The sequence below is a fragment of the Streptomyces sp. NPDC051555 genome, from assembly GCF_044454405.1.
Taxonomy (GTDB): domain Bacteria; phylum Actinomycetota; class Actinomycetes; order Streptomycetales; family Streptomycetaceae; genus Streptomyces.
In genome coordinates this window covers 180,897-199,012 of record NZ_JBITDP010000012.1, presented here as the reverse complement: position 1 = coordinate 199,012, position 18,116 = coordinate 180,897, and the positions used below count along the sequence as shown (strand labels likewise).

Here is an 18,116-nt window from a genome sequence, read left to right as displayed (position 1 = left end):
GCCCTTCGCGGCGCCGGACTCAGACCTTGACCAGCTCGCGGTCCGCGTCCGGGCCCTCGGCGGCGGCGGAACCGGCGAGGTGCTTGCGCAGGCTCTCGCCCTCCACGTCCACATTGGGCAGGATCCGGTCCAGCCAGGCCGGCAGCCACCAGGCCTTGTGGCCCAGCAGGGCCAGTACGGCCGGGACGATGGCCATGCGGACCACGAACGCGTCGAAGAACACCGCGATCGCGAGGCCGAAGCCGATCATCTTGATCATCTGCTCGCTGGCCCCGATGAAGCCGGAGAACACCGCGATCATGATGACGGCCGCGGCCACGACGACCCGCGCGCTGTACTGGAAGCCGGTCACGATGGCCTGACCGGGACGCTCGCCGTGGACGTACGCCTCGCGCATCCGGGTGACCAGGAAGACCTCGTAGTCCATGGCCAGACCGAAGACCACGCCCACCATGAAGATCGGCATCATCGACATGATCGGACCGGTCTGCTCCACCCCGAAGAGCGAGCCGAGCCAGCCCCACTGGAAGACCGCGACGACCGCGCCGAGGGCCGCGACGACCGACAGCAGGAAGCCGAGGGCCGCCTTGAGCGGGACCAGGATCGAGCGGAAGACGAGCATCAGCAGCAGGAAGGCGAGGCCGACGACCAGCGCCAGGTACGGCAGCAGCGCGTCGTTCATCTTCTGCGAGAAGTCGATGTTCATCGCGGTCGCGCCGGTGACGTAGACGTTCTCGTCGCTGCCCGCGCGGATCTCGTGCACCAGGTCCTCGGTCTTCGCGGAGGACGGGCGGTCCTGCGGGATGACCGTGACGATCGCGGCGTCGCCGGCCTCGTTCAGGACGGGCTTGGTGACCGCGACGACCCCGTCGAGCTTCTTGATCCGCTCGACCGTGCTGTCGGCGAGGCTCTGGCCGCCGTTGACGACGACCATCAGCGGGCCGTTGAAGCCCGGACCGAAGCCGTCGGAGAGCAGGTCGTAGGCCTTGCGCTGGGAGGTGGAGACCGGCTGGGCGCCGTCGTCGGGCAGGCCCATCTCCAGGCTGGTCGCCGGGATCGCGATCACGCCGAGGCCGATCACGCCGACCAGCAGCACCATGATCGGGCGGCGCAGGACGAAGCGGGCCCAGCGCGTGCCGCCGTTCGGCCGCTCCTCGACGCTGCCGTCCGCGGCCTTACGGGCCGGCTTGCCCTTGCCGAAGAGCTTGCTCTTCGTACCGGCGGGCAGCACCTTGCGACCCGCGAAGCCGAGGATGGCCGGGACCAGCGTGAGGGCCACGAGGACCGCGATCACCACGGTCGCGGCGGCCGCGAAGCCCATCTTGGTGAGCATCGGGATGTTGACGACGGCCAGCCCCACGAGGGCGATGACCACGGTCAGACCGGCGAAGACGACCGCGGAGCCCGCGGTTCCGGCGGCCCGGCCGGCGGCCTCGTCGCGCTCGTGGCCCTCGGCCAGCTCCACGCGGTAGCGGGAGACGATGAAGAGCGCGTAGTCGATGCCGACCGCGAGGCCGATCATCATCGCGAGCGTGGAGGTGGTGGAGCCGAGGTCCAGCACGTTGGCGAGCGCGGTGATCGAGGAGACGCCGATGCCCACGCCGATCAGCGCGGTCAGCAGCGGCAGTCCGGCCGCGATCAGCGAGCCGAAGGTGATGACCAGGACGATCGCCGCGATGACGACGCCGACGATCTCGCCGGGACCGGTCTCGGGCGCCGTCATCAGCGCGTCGCCGCCGATCTCGACGGTCAGCCCGTGGGCCTGGGCGTCCTTGCCGGACTCCTTCAGCGCGTCACGGGTCCTGTCGGTCAGCTCCATGCCGCTGACCTTGTACTTCGTGCTGATGTAGGCGGTGGAACCGTCCTGGCTGACGGCCTGCGCCTGGAAGGGGTCGGTGACCGAGGCGACCTGGTCGGCGCCCGGTCCGGACTTCAGCCCCGAGACGATCTTCTCGACCTCGGCCTTGTGCGCGGGGTCGCCGACCTTCTGGCCCGCCGGGGCCTTGATCACCACGCGGGCGGTGGCACCGTCGGCGGACATGCCGGGGAAGCGCTGGTCGAGCAGGTCGAAGGCCTTCTGGGCCTCCGTTCCGGGTATCGAGAAGGATCCGGAGGTCGGTGCGGCCGCGCTGGCCGCGCCGAAGACGGCGACGAAGAGCAATGCCACCCAGGCGAGGGCGACGAAGCGGCGGCGCCGGAAGGCGCCCCGGCCGAGCCGGTAGAGGAAGGTGGCCACGTCGGCGGTTCTCCCGTTCGGGTCGTGGGATGGATCCGTGATGGATCAGGGCGTGATGAGCCGGCCCGACGACGAGAGCGGCGTGTCAGGAGCAGCAGCAGGAAGGGGTCGAAAGGGCCGAGAAGGTCGAGAGGGTTGGCTCAGACGCCGAGGGCGGGGAACACCACGGCATCGATGAAGTCGGCGAGGAAGACCCGGTCCACCGAGCGGTCCTCGATCAGCGGGAGCGCGATGAACGCCCCGATGAGCATGTGGGGTACGAAGTCGAGCGCCGGACAGTCAGGAGCGATCTCGCCCCGGTCCACCGACCGCTGCAACATCGACTGGAGACCACTGATCTCCGGGTCGACGAGCAGTTCGCGCAGCGCCTTGTGGAGTTCGGGACTCTCGTGGACCGCGTGCGCCAGCCCGCGCATCAGCGCGGTGTCCTTCGCCATCTGGGCGTCGTCGGAGTTCTCGATCATGACGGCGAAGTCGCCGCGCAGGCTGCCCGTGTCGATGTCCCGCAGCGAGACCGGCTGGGTGCACCGCAGGGCCTTGGCGACCAGCTCCGGCTTGCTCCCCCACTGGCGGTAGAGGGTGGCCTTGCTGGACTTGGTGCGCGCCGCGACGGCGTCCATCGTGAGTGCTTCGTAACCGACCTCGCGCAGCAGGTCCAGGACCGCTCCGTGCAGCTCGGCCTCCCGCTCGGGGGTGATCCGGCTGCGTCGTGACAAGACCTCTTCGGTCATTTCCACGTCCTTCCACCGGTCGCTTCCCGAACGGACACACCTCGTACTCCACAGACGATACCCGCGCCGCTAGCGAAACGAAACCGTTCCGTTTCGATTAGCCAGTGGCGTGCGTCACGCGGCGCGGCGCGCGGCGCGCCACGTGGTGCGGCGCGTGGTGCGCCACGTGGGGATCACCTGTACGAGTTACGGGGCCCGAGTTGCCGGGCCCCCTCGGCGCGGAAAGCATTGGGGGGTGAGTCACGACGTCTCGTACCTCCGGTTCCCGCACCTGCACGACGGCATGCTGTGTTTCGCCGCTGAGGACGATCTTTGGGTGGCGCCCTTGGTTCCTCCTGGAGAACCGGTCGGCCGGGCCTGGCGGATCACCGTCGACCGGACCCGGGTCGGCCACCCCCGCTTCTCCCCGGACGGCCGCCACATCGCCTTCACCACCTGGCGCAGCCTCGATCCCGAGATCCATCTCGCCCCCGTCGACGGCGGCCCCGCGCGCCGCCTGACCCACTGGGGCTCCACCGACACCCGGGTCTGCGGCTGGACCCCGCCCGACAAGGACGGCCGCAGCGACATCCTGGCCGTCTCCTCCCACGGCCAGCCCTTCTCGTACTTCGCCTGGGCCTACAGCCTGCCGACCGACGGCAGCCCCGGCGGTCGCCTGCCCTGGGGCCCGGTGTCCGACATCGCCGTCCAGGAGGCGGACGGCGGAGAGCGCCGGACCCTGCTGCTGACCGGCAAGCCCCCGCACGAACCCGCCGCCTGGAAGCGCTACCGCGGCGGCGCCACCGGACGGCTGTGGCTGCACGGCGAGCGGCTGCTGGAGGGCATCGAGGGCCACCTCGACTCCCCGATGTTCGTGGACGGCCGGATCGCCTTCCTCTCCGACCACGAGGGCATCGGCAACCTGTACTCCTGCCTGCCCGACGGCACCGGGCTGCGCCGCCACACCGACCACGCGCAGTTCTACGCGCGCCACGCCTCCAGCGACGGGACCCGCGTCGTCTACCAGTGCGCGGGCGACCTCTGGCTCGTCGACTCCCTCGCGCCCGGCTCCGTACCGCGCAAGCTGGAGGTGCGCCTCGGCGGCCCGCGCGCGGGGCGGCGCACCTACCAGGTCCCGGCGGCCAGCCACGTCGACTCCCTCTCCGTGGACGCCACCGGGCGGGCCAGCGCGGTCGTGGTGCGCGGCAGCCTGTACTGGCTCACCCACCGCGACGGGCCCGCGCGGACCATCGCCGACACCCCCGGCGTGCGGGTGCGGATGCCGGAGATGCTGGGCAGCGGCGGGCAGGTCGCCTACGTCACGGACGCGGAGGGCGAGGACGCGGTCGAGATCGCCTACCTGCCCCGGGCCAGCGGCGAGCGGGAGCCGCGCCGGCTCGCCTCGGGCGCGCTCGGGCGCGTGCTGGAGCTGGTGTCGGACCCGGAGGGGGAACGGCTCGCGATCGCCTCCAACGACGGTCGGGTCCTGCTCATCACGGTGTCCGAAGAAGCGGCTGCCACCGCGGGGACCGAGGAGTCCGACGGAGAGGTCACCGAGCTGATCCGGTCGATCAACGGGCCGGTGACCGACCTCGCCTTCTCCCCCGACGGGTGCTGGCTGACCTGGTCGCACCCGGGCATCGGGCGCTCGCTGCGGCAGATCAAGATGGCCCGGATCGCCGGTCCCGGCGGGCGGACCATCGTCGACGTCACCAACGGCCGCTTCGAGGACGAGAACCCGGTCTTCACCCGGGACGGGCGCTACCTGGCGTTCCTGTCGTGGCGCGGCTTCGACCCGGTCTACGACGTGCACACCGGGGACCTGTCCTTCCCGCTGGGCTGCCGCCCGTACCTGGTGCCGCTGTCCTCGGCGACCCCCTCGCCCTTCGCGCTGTCGCCGGACGGGCGCCCGGCGGCGGGCGGACTCGATCCGGTCGAGGGGGACGCCGATGCGGGTGACGGGGCGGTGACGGTGGAGGTGGAAGGCTTGGAGAGCCGGGTCACGCCCTTCCCGGTGACCGCCTCCAAGTACTCCGCCCTGTACCCGGTGAGCGGTGGCGGGCTGGTGTGGTTGCGCTGGCCCATCTCCGGCGCGCTCGGCGAGACCTTCGCCAACCCCGCCGACACCAGCGGGAAACCGACGCTGGAGCACTTCGACATCACCAAGGCGCGCAAGACCGAACTGGCCTCCGGGCTGGACTGGTTCGCGGTCAGCGGCGACGGGACCCGCCTCGTCGTCAATGACGACGGGGACCTGCGCGCCGTCCCCGCGACGGAGTCGGGGGACAGCGACTCGACGGTCTACCTCGACCTGCGCCGGATCCTGCATGAGGTGGACCCGGCCGCCGAGTGGCGCCAGGCCTTCGAGGAGGCCGGGCGGATCATCCGCGCCTACTTCTGGGAACCGAAGATGTGCGGCATCGACTGGGACGGCATCCTGCGCCAGTACCGGTCCCTGGTCGAAAGCGTCGCGTCCCCGGACGAGTTCGCCGACCTCCTGCGCGAGGTCCTCGGCGAGCTGGGCACCTCGCACGCCTACGTCGCCCCCGCCCGCCGCAACGAGGGCCCGCCGCACTACCAGCGCGCCATCGGGCTGCTGGGCGCCGACCTGGTGCCCCGGGACGGCGCCTGGGTGGTCGCCCGGATCCTGCCCGGCGACTCCTCCGACTCCAAGGCCCGCTCGCCCCTGGCGGGCACCGGGATCCGCGAGGGCGCGGTACTCACCCACGTGGACGGCCGGCCGGTGGACCCGCTGGCCGGCCCCTATCCGCTGCTGTCGGCGGCGGGCGGGACCACGGTCGAGCTGACCTTCCGACCCGCCGAGGGCGAGGGGCGCTCCCGCCGGGTCGCGATCGTCCCCCTCATCGACGAGCGCCCGCTGCGCTACCAGGACTGGGTGGCCAAGCGCCGCGCGGTGGTCCGCGAGCTGAGCGGCGGCAAGTGCGGCTACCTGCACATCCCCGACATGGGCGGCTCCGGGTGGGCCCAGTTCAACCGGGACCTGCGCCTGGAGGTGTCCCGGCCCGCCCTCCTCGTGGACGTCCGCGGCAATGCGGGCGGGCACATCAGCGAGCTGGTGGTGGAGAAGCTGACCCGCTCGATCCTGGGCTGGGACCTGACCCGCAACGCCCAGCCCGTCTCGTACGCCTCGAACGCGCCGCGCGGTCCCATCGTCGCGCTCGCCGACGAGGCGACCTCGTCGGACGGGGACATGATCACCGCGGCCTTCAAACTCCTGGGTCTGGGACCGGTGGTCGGCCAGCGCACCTGGGGCGGGGTGGTCGGCATGACCGGCCGTCACACCCTCGGGGACGGCACGGTGATCACGGTCCCGATGAACGCGGCCTGGTTCCCGGAGTACGGCTGGTCGGTGGAGAACCACGGCGTGGAACCGGACCTGGCGATCCTGCGCACCCCGCTCGACTGGGCGGAGGGGCGCTACGCGCAGCTCGACGACGCGGTGCACCTGGCGCTGGAGCTGCTGGAACAGGACCCGGCGGCCGTGCCGCCCGGCTACGCGGACGTACCGGACCGGCGCCGTCCGCAGCTGCCGCCCCGGTCGGACGATTGATCGAAATGCGCGGTATATCCGGTCGTGGAAGTCTGTTCGCATGGGAATCAGAGAGCAGTTCCAGGACAAGGCGAAGGAGCTGGCCGAGCGGGCCGGGGCAGCCGCGCAGGAGCAGCAGGAGCAACAGGGCGAAGGCTCCCAGCGGGCGGCACAGATATCCGAGCGGGCGAAGGAGCGGGCACGCACGGCCTTCGACCAGCCCTACGAAGAAGCCTCCGAGCGATGAACACGGCGAGCTGAGCACGGCGCACTGAGCACTGAGCACTGAGCACAGCGAGCTGAGCACGGCAATCACCGGCTGAGGGGCGCGACCCGACCGTCCACGGGTCGTGCCCCTCCCGCATCCGCATCAGAGGTGCTTGGCGCGTTCCTGTTCGTCCGCGGCTCCGCCCGCGCCCACCAGCCCCCGCGACACACTGGCCAGCCGCGGCTCGAACCGCTTCATCTCGCGCTGTCCGACCGAGGCGATCAGCCCCGGCAGGTAGCCGCGCACGCCCTGCATCCCCCGCAGCCACCACTGCGCGTACACGTGCGCCGAGCGCCGCTCGATGCCGGCGACGATCCGGTCCACGGCGGGCCCGAGCGGGTACGTGCGGTTCGACGGCCACGGCAGCCGCTGGCGCAGCTCCCGCATGACCTCGTCCCTGTCGGCCCCGCGCACCATGTCGGTGTCGGTCCAGGACAGGTAGCCGACGCCCACCTTGACGCCCTTGTAGCCGACCTCGGCGCGCAGGCAGTGCGCGAAGGCCTCCACCCCGGACTTGGAGGCGCAGTACGCCGTCATCATCGGGGCGGGGGTGATCGCGGCGAGCGAGGCGATCTGGAGGAAGTACCCCCGGCTCTCCATCAGCACCGGCAGGAACGCCCGGGCCGTGACGGCCCCGCCGATCAGGTTGACCTCGATCACCCGGCGCCAGGCGTCCGGGTCGGAGTCGGTGAACGGACCGCCCGCCGCCACCCCGGCGTTGGCGACGACGATGTCCACCTTGCCGAAACGCTGCTTGACCTCCTGGGCCACCCGGGCCATCGCCTCGTGGTCGGTGACGTCGGCGTACCAGTGGTCGCTGTCGGTGTGCAGCCGGTCGGCCACCTCCTTGAGGGCATCCGGCTCCAGGCCCACCAGCGCGACCCGGGCCCCGCGCGCGGACAGCTTGCGGGCCAACAGCTCGCCGACACCGCGGGCGGCGCCGGTGACGACGGCGACCTGGCCTTCCAGACTCCTGGACTCGCTCACGGCGTCTTCTCCTTCGTGTCCTTCGTGCGCGGGGTCGTGCTCGGGATCGCACCGGGGTCCGGCCCGAGGTAGTGCGCGGCCAGTTCCCGGATGACTCGCGTGACCGCCTCGGGGGCTTCGATCGGGGTCATGTGGCCCATGCCGGTCAGCTCGGTGAGCCCGACGCAGTGCGGCAGCGCGGCGGCCAGCCCACGGGCGTGCACCACAGGGGTGAGCCGGTCGGCCGTGCCACCGATGACCGCGGTCGGCACGGTGAGGTGCGCGAGCCGGTCGTCCAGATCCAGCCCGTGGAGCACCTGCGACCACCCGTGCCGCACCCCGGTAGGACAGCCGTGCACGATGCGGGCGCACGCCTCGACCCGGTCCGGCGCCGAACCGGGGCCCATCGTGGCGTACTTGAGCACCTTCCGGGCCACCGGCGTGACCGGACCCAAGGGGGCGCGCGAGCCGAGGACCGCGCCGGTCATCCGGGTCCGGGTGCGCCCGGCGCGCAGCGGCACCACCAAGGCCTCCTCGACCAGCCGGGAGCTGCCCGTGCTGCACAGCAGCGCGGCGGCGACCCGCTCGTCGAATTCCGGCCGACCGGCGGCGGCCATGACCGTCATCCCGCCCATCGAGTGCCCGGCGACCACCGCGCGCTCCCCGGGGGCCAAGGTGGCCGCGAGGACGGCGACCAGGTCGTCGGCGAGCGCCCCCGTGCCGTAGGCCCGGGCGGCCGGGCTGCGGCCGTGGCCCCGCTGGTCGTAGGCGATCACCCGGTGGGTGGCAGCCAGGTCGCGGACCTGCGCGGCCCAGAAGGCGGTGGAGCAGGTCCAACCGTGGGCCAGGACCACGGCGGGGGCGCCCTCCTCGCCGTGCACCTCGACGTGCAGTCGGGAGCCGTCGGCGGAGACGACCTCCAGGGTGCGCCGCGCCGCCGGGGGCGCGTACGGCCCGGTGGTGACGTGGGGCGTGCGCCGGGCGCTCACGCGGCGCCCTCTTCGGCGCCGACGGGGACCGGGTCCGCGGCGGCGGACCCGGCGCCCGTGTCCCGGCCGCGCAGCACCTCGTACTCGGCGAGGTCCACCCGCCGCGTCTCGCGCCGGAACTCGCCCGTCGTCCCGGGCCACACGGTGGTGTTGCGCCCGTTCGCGTCGAGGTACCAGCTGGTGCAGCCACCGGTGTTCCACACGGTCCGCTTCATCCGCTCCTGCACGCGCCGGTTCCAGGCGTGCACGGCGGAGGGGCGCGCGGCGAGTGCGGTGCGCCCGCCCGCGCCGCCGCGGCCGCCCGGCGTGAGGAGGCCGAGCTGACGGACGTAGTCGGCGAGGTAGTTCAGCTGCGACTCGATCATCAGGATCATCGAGCTGTTGCCGAGCCCGGTGTTCGGCCCGATGATCGTCATCCAGTTCGGGAAGCCCGCCGCGGTCGCCCCGCGCAGCGACTGCATCCCGTCCTTCCACTCCTCCGCCAGCGTCCTGCCCTCGACGCCGACCACGCGGTCCGCGATCGGCATGTCCGTGACGTGGAAGCCCGTACCGAAGACGATCGCGTCGACCTCGGTCTCCGTGCCGTCGGCCGCGACCAGTACCGAGCCGCGGATCTCCTTGAGCCCCGAGGCCACCAGGTCCACGTTCGGCCGGGCCAGCGCCGGGTAGTACTCGCTCGACAACAGGATCCGCTTGCAGCCGATGCGGTACGACGGCGTCAGCTTGGCGCGCAGCGCCGGGTCCTTGATGGAACGGGCCATATTGGCCTTGGCCAGGGATTCGATCAGGCCGAGCCGGTTCGGGTGCTTGGTGAAGGCGCCGACCTGGAGCTCGCGGATGCCCCACAGCAGGCCGCGGCGCGCGGCGCGGGTGAAGGGCAGCTGGCGGTGCAGCCAGCGCTCCCCGGCGCTGATGGCGCGGTCCGTGCGCGGCATCACCCACGGCGGGGTGCGCTGGAAGAGGGTGAGGCGCTCCACGTCGGGCGCGATGGCGGGCACGATCTGGATGGCCGAGGCCCCGGTCCCGATCATCGCGACGCGCTTGCCGCGCAGGTCGTAGTCGTGGTCCCAGCGCGCGGAGTGGAAGACCTTGCCGGGGAAGCCGGCGAGCCCCGGCACCTCCGGCGTCTTCGGGTCGGAGAGCGGTCCGGTCGCGGAGACCACCACGTCGGCGGTGAAATCACCCTTCGAGGTCTCGATCTCCCACCGCAGCGCCTCGGCGTCCCAGCGCATCATCTCGACCTCGGTGTTCAGCCGGAGGTGCGGGCGCAGGCCGAAGGTGTCGGCGACGTGCTCCAGGTAGGCCCGGATGTGCGGCTGACCGGAGAAGGTGCGCGGCCAGTCGGGGTTGGGGGCGAAGGAGAAGGAGTAGAGGTGCGAGGGCACGTCGCAGGCGCACCCCGGGTACTCGTTGTCGCGCCAGGTCCCGCCCACCGAGTCCGCGCGCTCCAGGACCACGAAGTCCGTGACCCCCTCGCGCCGGAGCCGGACGGCCGCTCCGAGCCCGCCGAAACCGGACCCGACCACCGCCACCCGTACGTGCTCACGCTCATCCGCGTGTCCGCCCATGCCCGCCGCCTCCGCTTCCGCTTCCGCTTCACTCACAGCCTGCACCCCACAATCGCGCCAGCAATCACTGGCACGGTTGGAGCGTAGAGCAGCTCCGTACTCATGGGTAGGGGGCGCGAAGGGAAAGTTACCGTCGGTACGCCTTAGGGTGCGCCTGTGGCGGACAAAGAGGCGCGAGAGGCAGACCCGGCGGCCGACCCGGCGGCCGACCCGACGGACCGGGCGGACCCGGCGGACTCCGGCGACCCGGCGGAGCGTACGGAGCCGGCGCGCGAGTACCGCACGGAGGAACTGGCCGAGGCGGCCGGCATCACCGTGCGCACCCTGCGCTTCTACCGCGAGCGCAAGCTCCTCCCGCCGCCGCGCCGCGAGGGCCGCATCGCCTGGTACGACGACCACCACCTGGCCCGGCTGCGCACCATCGCCGCCCTGCTGGAGCGCGGCCACACCCTCGGCGGCATCGCCGAGCTGACGGCGGCCTTCGAGAACGGCCGCGACGTCGGCCAGCTCGGCGAACTGCTCGGCATGGGCTGGTCCCAGGAGACCCCGGTCCGCCTCACCCCGCAGGCGCTGGCCGACTACTTCGAGGGCGAGGTCACCCCGGAGAACCTGGCGGCCTCCCTCGACCTCGGCTACCTCGCCACCGACGGGGACGAGATCGTCCACGTCAGCCGCAACCTGCTCGACGTGTCCTCGGCCCTGGTCCGCGAGGGCATCCCGCTGGCCGCCGTGCTGGAGACGGGCCGCCGGGTGCGCGCCCACGCGGACGACCTGGCCGTGCTGTTCACCGAGCTGATGGAGGCCCACCTGCCCGAGGGGGCCGCGGAGCGCCTGCGCCCGCTCGCCAAGAGCGTGGTCGAGGCGGAGCTGACGATGGCCATGGACCGCCTGATGGCGGCCCGGGAGCGCCGGGGGGCGCGGGCCCCCGCGGCTCAGCCCAGCGCGCCCAGCTCGTAGACGACGGTCACGGGGGCGTGGTCCGACCACCGCTCGGGGTGGGTCTCGGCGCGCTCGACGAACGCCTTGACGGCCCGCTCGGCCAGTCCCGGCGTGGCCACGTGCAGGTCGATCCGCCAGCCCGCGTCATTGTCGAAGGCCCGCCCGCGGTAGGACCACCAGGAGTACGGCCCCTCGCCCTCGGGCTGCAGCGCGCGCACCACGTCCACGTATCCGGCCCGGTCGTAGACCTCCCCGAGCCATTCGCGCTCCTCGGGGAGGAAGCCCGCGTTCTTCCGGTTGGTCTTCCAGTTCTTCAGGTCGGCCTCGCGGTGGCAGATGTTCCAGTCCCCGCAGACCAGCACCTCGCGCCCCTCGGCGGCGGCGCGCTCCTTGAGCGCGACGAGGTAGGTGTGGAACTCCGCCATGAAGCGGTACTTCTCGTCCTGCTTCTCGGTCCCGGCCTCGCCCGACGGCAGGTAGAGGCTGGCGACGGTCACCCCGGGGAGGTCGATCTCCAGGTACCGCCCGGCGGCGTCGAACTCATCGCTCCCGAAGCCGACCTGTACGCGCTCGGGCGCGCGCCGCGTGTACAGCGCGACCCCCGCCCGCCCCTTCGCGGCGGCCGGCGCGAAGACGGTGTGCCATCCCTCGGGCCGGCGCACCTCTTCCGGAATCTGGCCCTCCTCGGCCCTGACCTCCTGGAGGCAGACCACGTCGGCGCCGGATCCGGCGAGCCACGCCCCGAACCCCTTCTTGGCGGCGGCGCGGATGCCGTTCACGTTCACGGACGTCACAGTGATCAAGGCTCAGCTCCACAACATCGCGCCCCCACGACAACAAAACGCTCCCCAGCGTACCCCCGCGGGCGACGGCCGTACGATGTCCGAATGCCTCACGGGATCCAGCTCCGCGCCGTGCCGTACGACCACCCGGACGCGGTCAAGCTCAACGACCAGGTCCAGCTCGAATACCAGGCGCGCTACGAGGGCGACGGCGACGTCACGCCCCTCGACCCGGCCATGTTCGCCCCGCCGAACGGCCTCTACCTCCTCGCCTACGACGCCCAGGGCGCCCCCGTCGCGAGCGGCGGCTGGCGCGCCATGGACGAGAACGAGGAGGGCTACGCGGACGGCGACGCCGAGCTGAAGCGGATGTACGTCATACCCGAAGCCCGCGGCCTCGGCCTGGCCCGCCGCATCCTGGCCAGGCTCGAATCGGACGCCCGCACCGCGGGCCGCGTCCGCATGGTCCTGGAAACGGGCGACCAGCAGCCGGAAGCCATCGCCCTCTACGCCTCGGAGGGCTACACCCCGGCCCCCACCAAGTTCGGCCACTACCGCACCTACGACTCCAGCCGCTGCATGACCAAGCCGCTGACCCCCTGACCCCACCGGACCCGATCCACCCCCGCCGAGCCAAACCCAGCCCCGCCCGGAGGCACCTCCCAGCGGTAGCTGGGGGAGTTTGAGGCGCGGGGTCCGGGGCGGAGCCCCGAGGGCCACCGGCCCACCGGCCACCCTCACCCCACCCACACCGCCCCGTCACTACCCCACCGGGACGGCCCCCGGGACCACCCACCCCCGGGCCCCCCGACAACCGGCGACACCGCATGCCGCAGCCCCCCGTACCCCGAACCGGATTCCCGCAGCCAAGCCCCCGCGTCGTACACCCCCACCTCCCCCGCCCCCCGCAGGGGACCCGCCCCCACGGGAACCCCCCGTACCAACCACGACCCCGTCCCCGCCAACGAGTACCGCAACACCCGCCCGCCCCCGTCCGCCAGCGCCCGCAACACCCCCGCCGCCACGAGGTACCCCGTCCCGTGGTCCAGCGCCTGCGCCGGCAGCACCCCCGGCACCCCGTCGGACCCCGCCTCGCGCGCCGCGATCCCGTACCCGGCCTGCACCAGCGAGTCGAACCCCCGCCGCCCGGCCCACGGACCGTCCCCGCTCCACCCCCACGCGCACAGCTGGGCCACCACCACCCCCGGGCGCCGCTCCATCAGCTCGTCGGCCGAGAGCCCGTACCGCTCCAGCGCCCCCGGCCGGTACCCGGTCACCACCACGTCCGCCTCCGCCAGCAGCCGCTCGAAGACCTCCCGGTCCCCCGCCGCCGCCAGGTCCAGCAGCGCGGACCGCTTCCCGAAGCCGGTGTCCGCGTACGCGTCCTGCGCCTCCGCCAGCCGCGGCGAGTCGATCCGCAGGACGTCCGCCCCGAGCAGGCCCAGCGTCCGCGTGGCCACGGGACCGGCGATGACCCGCGTCAGGTCGAGCACCCGCACCCCCGAGGCCGCGAGCGCGCCCGGCCCGAGCCGCCGCCCGCGCACGTCACCGTCCCAGCGCTCCACCAACGGCAAGGGTGCCCCGTACTCCGGCGCCACCGCGACGGCCAGCCCGCCCGCCGCGTACACCGTCTCCTGCACCTCGACCGCGCCCCGCCCGGCCACCGCCGCGCGCAGTTCCTCCGGCGTCCCCGCGGCCAGCCCCAACGCGCCGACCAGCGCCTCCCGGTGGTGCGGATAGTTCGCGTGCGTCCGCACCCACCCGTCCGCGGCCCGCCAGAAGCCGGACAGCGGCGCGAAGGACACCGTGGCCCGACCCCACACCCGCAGGTGCCGCTCGCTGACGAACGCCGTGCCCACCGCCCCCTCGTCCACCACCAGCGGCGCCACGTCGTCCACGCCGCGCCCCGCCCGTACGGCGGCCAGTTCCGCGGCGGCCAGCGAACACACCCCCACGGTGGCCCGCGCCAGCTCCCGCACCGGCAGCCGCCCGCCGCCCAGCGGCCCCGTCCCGCGGTAGCCGACCCGCTCGGCCAACCCCTCCGCTCCCCCGAGTGCCGCCCACGCACCGGCGGTTGCCCGGTCCCCGCCCCCGCCGTTCCCACTGCTCGCCATCCGCCCATTCTGGGCCCGGACGACGGCCCCCGCCCCGCTGTCAGTGGCCTCCGGCATGATCGGACCATGACGCACGGAACCACCGCGGCCTTCCGCGACCTCGCCCAGCAGCACCTCCCCGCCGACGCGGCCGAGCGGTGGATGGAGCTGTTGCGCCCCGGGGTGCGGCTCGAAGCGGCGGTCGGTACGGGCGACGCCGTCATCGGCCGGCTCGGCGGACTGCCGCCGCTCCCGGCCGGCGTCGAGTGGCCGACCTGGGAGGGGCACGGACCGCTGTCCTTCGTCGCCTCGGTCGACTGCGCGGCGCTGCCCGCCGACGGCCTCGACATCGCGCTCCCCGCCGACGGGACCCTGCTGTTCTTCTACTTCGACGGCCAGGTGGACGACGGCGACGCCCTGGTCCTGGCCGACGACCCGGAGAGCCAGGCGGGCGCCCGCGTGCTCCACGTCGCCGCCGACGCCGATGCCGTGGAGCGCCCGGCCCCGCCCGGGCTGAGCGCGTACCCCGTCGTAAACCTGACGGCCCGTCCGACGATGACCGCCACCGAACCCTGGCACCCCAGGACCCAGCGGGCGTTCGCCCCGCGGGCCGCCTTCGGCGAGGCGTACGACCACCCGGTGTGCAAGGAGCCGTTCCTGGACGCGATCTGGGACTTCGACGGCGACGTCGGCCACCAGATCGGCGGCCACGCGCACGCCGTGCAGAACCCGGTGGAAATGGAGGTCGCCCACGCCGCCCTGGGCGACGGCGCCGCCTGGGACGACGAGCGGATGCCCGACGAGGTCGAGCGCTGGGTGCTGCTGGCCCAGTTCGACAGTGAGGACTCCGCCGACATGATGTGGGGCGACTGCGGCGCCCTGTACTGGATGATCCGCCCCGAAGACCTCGCCGCCCGCCGCTTCGACCGTGCCGCCTTCACCTGGCAGTGCGGCTGACCTCCCGCCCCTCGACGTGACCGGGCCCGCCTAGGGTGGGTCGCATGAACCTTCAGGGCGAGTCCGTCGACGATCCGCACGCCACCAACCGGCACCTGCGCGAAGCGGCCCCGGTGCACCGCGTTCCCGGTCCCGGGCCCGGTGGCAGACCCGTCTGGCTGGTCACGCGCTACGACGACGTGCGCGCGGCGCTCGCGGATCCGCGGCTCTCCCTCGACAAGAAGAGCTCCACGGGAGGCGGTTACCAGGGCTTCTCGCTGCCGCCCGCCCTCGACGCCAACCTGCTGAACATGGATCCGCCCGACCACGCCCGCCTGCGGGGGCTCGTGGGCCGGGCCTTCGGCCCACGCCGGGTCGCGGAACTACGGGCCCCCGTCCGCCGGACCGCCGACCGCCTCCTCGACGCCCTCGGCCCGCACGGCACCGCGGATCTGATCCCGGCCTACGCGGCGCCGCTGCCGATCACCGTCATCTGCGAACTGCTCGGCGTGCCCGAGGAGCAGCGCACGGACTTCCGCGCCTGGACGGACGCGCTCGTCGCCCCGGACCCCGCCCGCCCCGGAGCCGCCAAGGAGGCGGTGGGGGCGATGCTGTCCTTCTTCGTCGAACTCGTCGCGCACAAGCGCCGCCACCCCGCCGACGACCTGCTGTCCGACCTGATCGCCGTCCGGGACACCGACGGGGACCGGCTGAGCGAGGACGAGTTGGTCTCGCTCGCCTTCCTCATCCTCATCGCGGGCTACGAGAACACCGTCCAGCTCATCGGCAATGCCGTCCACTCCCTCCTGAGCCACCCCGAGCAGCTGGCACGGCTGCGCCGGGACCCCTCGAAGCTCCCGGCGGCCGTGGAGGAACTCGCGCGCCACGAGGGGCCGGCGCTCGTCGCGATCCGCCGCTTCCCGACCACCGACGTGTCCATCGGAGGCACCACCGTCCCCGCGGGCGAGACGGTCCTGCTGTCCCTGGCCGCCGCCAACCGCGACCCCGCCCGCTTCGACCGCCCCGACCTGCTCGACATCGACCGGGACACCTCCGGCCACCTGGCCCTGGGGCACGGCATCCACTACTGCCTGGGCGCCCCCCTCGCGCGCGCCGAGACCGAGATCGCCCTGGCCGCCCTCCTCGACCGCTTCCCCGAGCTGCGCCTGGCCGCCCAGCACCCCCGGTGGCGCCCGTCCACCCGCGCCCGCGGCCTGCTCGAACTCCCGGTGACGTACCGCACCCCCTAGCCCCCGCCTATACTCCCGGCACACGAACGCCGAGCGGGGGCAGGCAAAGTGACACGGGAGACACGGGCCGGGGACGTCGTCGGCGGTCGCTACCAACTGGTCGCGCCGATCGCCTCGGGCGGCATGGGCCGCGTCTGGAAGTCGTCGGACCTCCGCCTCCAGGTGGAGGTGGCGGTCAAGGAACTCTGGCTCACCGGTCCCATGTCCCCCGAGCAACGGGCCACGGCCCTGCGGCGCGCCGAGCTGGAGGCCTTCAACGCCGCCCGGCTGCGCGACCATCCGAACATCGTCACGGTGCACGACGTCGTCGTCGAGCACGGCGTCCCGTGGATCGTGATGCAGCTCGTCTCCGGCGGCACCCTCCAGCAGCGCTTACAGGGAGCCCGGTTGGCCGTCCCCGAGGCCAAGTCGTTGGCCGTCTCGCTCCTGCGCGCGCTCGCCGCCGCGCACGAACAGGACATCGTGCACCGCGATGTCAAACCGGCGAACGTCATGATCACCACGGGCGGCCAGGTCCTCCTCGCCGACTTCGGCATCGCCGCTCCCGAGACGGGCACCGGGCTCACCTCGACCGGAGCGGTCATCGGCTCCGCCCCTTACCTCGCCCCGGAGCGCGCCGCGGGCCAGCCGGGCCGGGCGAGCAGCGACCTGTTCTCGCTGGGAGTGACGCTGTACGAGGCGGTGGAGGGCGTCTCCCCGTTCCTACGCGACTCCCCACTGGCCTCGGCCCACGCGGTCCGCTACGACCCGTACCCGCCGATGCACCACGCGGGCCCCCTGACCCCGCTGATCGCCGCCCTCCTGGCAAAGACCCCGGAGGCCCGCCCGACCATCGCCGCGGCCCTGGCCCTGCTCGAAGACGACGGGACGCGCGAGCGACCGGAGCCGCCGCCCACGGAGGACTTCGGGCCCCGGAGCGACCGGGTGACGCTCGACATCACCAACGCCTGCCCCGTCCCCGTCCAGGCCGACCTCGGCGTGACCGGCCTCGGCGAGATAGCCGGCGCACAGACGGCCAGCCACACCATCGAACCCTTCTCCGCCCGGACCCTGCGGGTGCGGGCCACCGGCCTGGCCGCCACCTCCTGCGTGGTCCGCCCGCGCGCCGGCCACCCCGTCCACATCACCGTCCGCAGCGAGGCCGGCGCCCTGCACCTGACCAGTGACGGCATCCCTGACGCCCCCGCCCGCCCGAAGCCCCGCCCGCCCACCGCCGGCACCCCGAAGGCGAAGGCCGAACTCCACGACCCACCCGCGCCGCGCCCATCGACGTCACGGGCAAGGCCCACCGACAAGGCCGTCTACATCGTCCTCTTGGCGCTGGCCCTCGCCGTCCTGCAGTACACGACCAGCGCCGACTTCTCCGGCTGGGTCAGCCACTACCTGAACGATCCGGTCGCGTCCCCGCAGCGCGGCGACTGCCTCTTCGCCGACACCCGCCGAAAGACGGAAGAAGGAGCGCCGGCGACACGCTCCGGCCACCCCTGGGTGAAGGTCCCCTGCTGGTCCGCCGCGAGCCAGTACGAGGTCCTCACCGGCCCGCTGTCCACGTCGGACATCAACCTCCCGATCCTCTGTCCGTCCGGCTCGGACCCGCTGGTCCTGTCCGTCAAGGCCCACGTCGCCCCGAGCACCGGCTACGCGGGCACCTACGTGTGCCGCAAACCGAACTGACTGATCTCGTCGCCTTCACCAACGATCTCGCCGGGGTGCTCGACGGACTCGTCACGGAACTCGGTGTTGTGCGTTGCAGCGACGCGCATCGGCGGGACCGTTGTCGCCGCCCACGGCAAACCGGTTGGAGTTCATACGGGTGAAGGGCAGAGTGA

The 18,116-nt window shown here is 73.0% G+C and carries 14 protein-coding genes; 7 read left to right on the top strand and 7 right to left on the bottom strand.

What is annotated here, in order from left to right; all coding sequences use genetic code 11:
* Positions 1 to 19: 19 nt before the first annotated feature.
* Entirely contained in the window at positions 20 to 2,236 is a 2,217-nt protein-coding gene (locus ACIBEA_RS24445; RefSeq protein ID WP_399264275.1) for an MMPL family transporter, read from the bottom strand.
* 140 nt (positions 2,237 to 2,376) lie between these two features.
* Positions 2,377 to 2,967 carry a TetR/AcrR family transcriptional regulator gene (locus ACIBEA_RS24440; RefSeq protein WP_354380507.1) on the bottom strand — a complete coding sequence of 197 codons (591 nt, stop codon included), beginning with the start codon at positions 2,965 to 2,967 and terminating at the stop codon, positions 2,377 to 2,379.
* A 235-nt stretch (positions 2,968 to 3,202) separates the two neighbouring features.
* Here ACIBEA_RS24440 and ACIBEA_RS24435 point away from each other — a divergent pair, with 235 nt between their 5' ends.
* Together ACIBEA_RS24435 and ACIBEA_RS24430 are read left to right on the top strand one after the other, a co-directional pair.
* Positions 3,203 to 6,517 (top strand): S41 family peptidase, encoded by a 3,315-nt coding sequence (locus tag ACIBEA_RS24435; RefSeq protein ID WP_399264273.1) that lies wholly within the window; start codon positions 3,203 to 3,205, stop codon positions 6,515 to 6,517.
* Between the two features lie 40 nt (positions 6,518 to 6,557).
* Positions 6,558 to 6,743 carry a hypothetical protein gene (locus ACIBEA_RS24430; RefSeq protein ID WP_399264271.1) on the top strand — a complete coding sequence of 62 codons (186 nt, stop codon included), beginning with the start codon at positions 6,558 to 6,560 and terminating at the stop codon, positions 6,741 to 6,743.
* A gap of 123 nt (positions 6,744 to 6,866) precedes the next feature.
* Here the strand turns inward: ACIBEA_RS24430 and ACIBEA_RS24425 are convergent, their stop codons facing one another.
* From ACIBEA_RS24425 to ACIBEA_RS24415, 3 genes are read right to left on the bottom strand one after another with little or no spacing between them, the layout of a single operon-like run.
* Positions 6,867 to 7,751 carry an SDR family oxidoreductase gene (locus tag ACIBEA_RS24425; protein WP_399264269.1) on the bottom strand — a complete coding sequence of 295 codons (885 nt, stop codon included), beginning with the start codon at positions 7,749 to 7,751 and terminating at the stop codon, positions 6,867 to 6,869.
* Positions 7,748 to 8,719 carry an alpha/beta fold hydrolase gene (locus ACIBEA_RS24420; RefSeq protein WP_399264267.1) on the bottom strand — a complete coding sequence of 324 codons (972 nt, stop codon included), beginning with the start codon at positions 8,717 to 8,719 and terminating at the stop codon, positions 7,748 to 7,750. The genes ACIBEA_RS24425 and ACIBEA_RS24420 overlap by 4 nt, the downstream gene beginning before the upstream one ends.
* Positions 8,716 to 10,287 carry a flavin-containing monooxygenase gene (locus ACIBEA_RS24415; RefSeq protein ID WP_399264422.1) on the bottom strand — a complete coding sequence of 524 codons (1,572 nt, stop codon included), beginning with the start codon at positions 10,285 to 10,287 and terminating at the stop codon, positions 8,716 to 8,718. Before ACIBEA_RS24415 ends, ACIBEA_RS24420 begins: the two co-directional genes overlap by 4 nt.
* Positions 10,288 to 10,578: 291 nt before the next feature.
* Here ACIBEA_RS24415 and ACIBEA_RS24410 point away from each other — a divergent pair, with 291 nt between their 5' ends.
* Positions 10,579 to 11,244, top strand: coding sequence for a MerR family transcriptional regulator (locus tag ACIBEA_RS24410; RefSeq protein ID WP_399264420.1), 666 nt, complete (start codon positions 10,579 to 10,581; stop codon positions 11,242 to 11,244).
* On the opposite strand, the gene ACIBEA_RS24405 is transcribed toward ACIBEA_RS24410, so the two are convergent.
* A complete protein-coding gene (locus tag ACIBEA_RS24405; RefSeq protein WP_399264265.1) occupies positions 11,220 to 12,029 on the bottom strand; it encodes an exodeoxyribonuclease III in 810 nt (269 codons plus the stop codon). The two genes, ACIBEA_RS24410 and ACIBEA_RS24405, sit on opposite strands and share 25 nt — an antisense overlap.
* Positions 12,030 to 12,113: 84 nt before the next feature.
* Between ACIBEA_RS24405 and ACIBEA_RS24400 the strand changes: the two genes are divergently transcribed.
* Positions 12,114 to 12,611 (top strand): GNAT family N-acetyltransferase, encoded by a 498-nt coding sequence (locus ACIBEA_RS24400; RefSeq protein WP_399264263.1) that lies wholly within the window; start codon positions 12,114 to 12,116, stop codon positions 12,609 to 12,611.
* 134 nt (positions 12,612 to 12,745) lie between these two features.
* Here ACIBEA_RS24400 and ACIBEA_RS24395 read toward each other — a convergent pair whose 3' ends face one another.
* Positions 12,746 to 14,122 (bottom strand): CoA transferase, encoded by a 1,377-nt coding sequence (locus ACIBEA_RS24395; protein WP_399264418.1) that lies wholly within the window; start codon positions 14,120 to 14,122, stop codon positions 12,746 to 12,748.
* Positions 14,123 to 14,188: 66 nt separating this feature from the next.
* Here ACIBEA_RS24395 and ACIBEA_RS24390 point away from each other — a divergent pair, with 66 nt between their 5' ends.
* The 3 genes from ACIBEA_RS24390 to ACIBEA_RS24380 are packed head-to-tail and all read left to right on the top strand — an operon-like array spanning position 14,189 to position 17,961.
* On the top strand, positions 14,189 to 15,058 hold the full coding sequence (locus tag ACIBEA_RS24390; protein WP_399264261.1) for a YwqG family protein: 870 nt from the start codon (positions 14,189 to 14,191) through the stop codon (positions 15,056 to 15,058).
* Between the two features lie 44 nt (positions 15,059 to 15,102).
* Positions 15,103 to 16,287: a cytochrome P450 gene (locus ACIBEA_RS24385; RefSeq protein ID WP_399264259.1), complete on the top strand. Its 1,185-nt coding sequence runs from the start codon at positions 15,103 to 15,105 to the stop codon at positions 16,285 to 16,287.
* A 48-nt stretch (positions 16,288 to 16,335) separates the two neighbouring features.
* Positions 16,336 to 17,961, top strand: coding sequence for a serine/threonine-protein kinase (locus ACIBEA_RS24380; RefSeq protein ID WP_399264257.1), 1,626 nt, complete (start codon positions 16,336 to 16,338; stop codon positions 17,959 to 17,961).
* Positions 17,962 to 18,116: the final 155 nt, after the last annotated feature.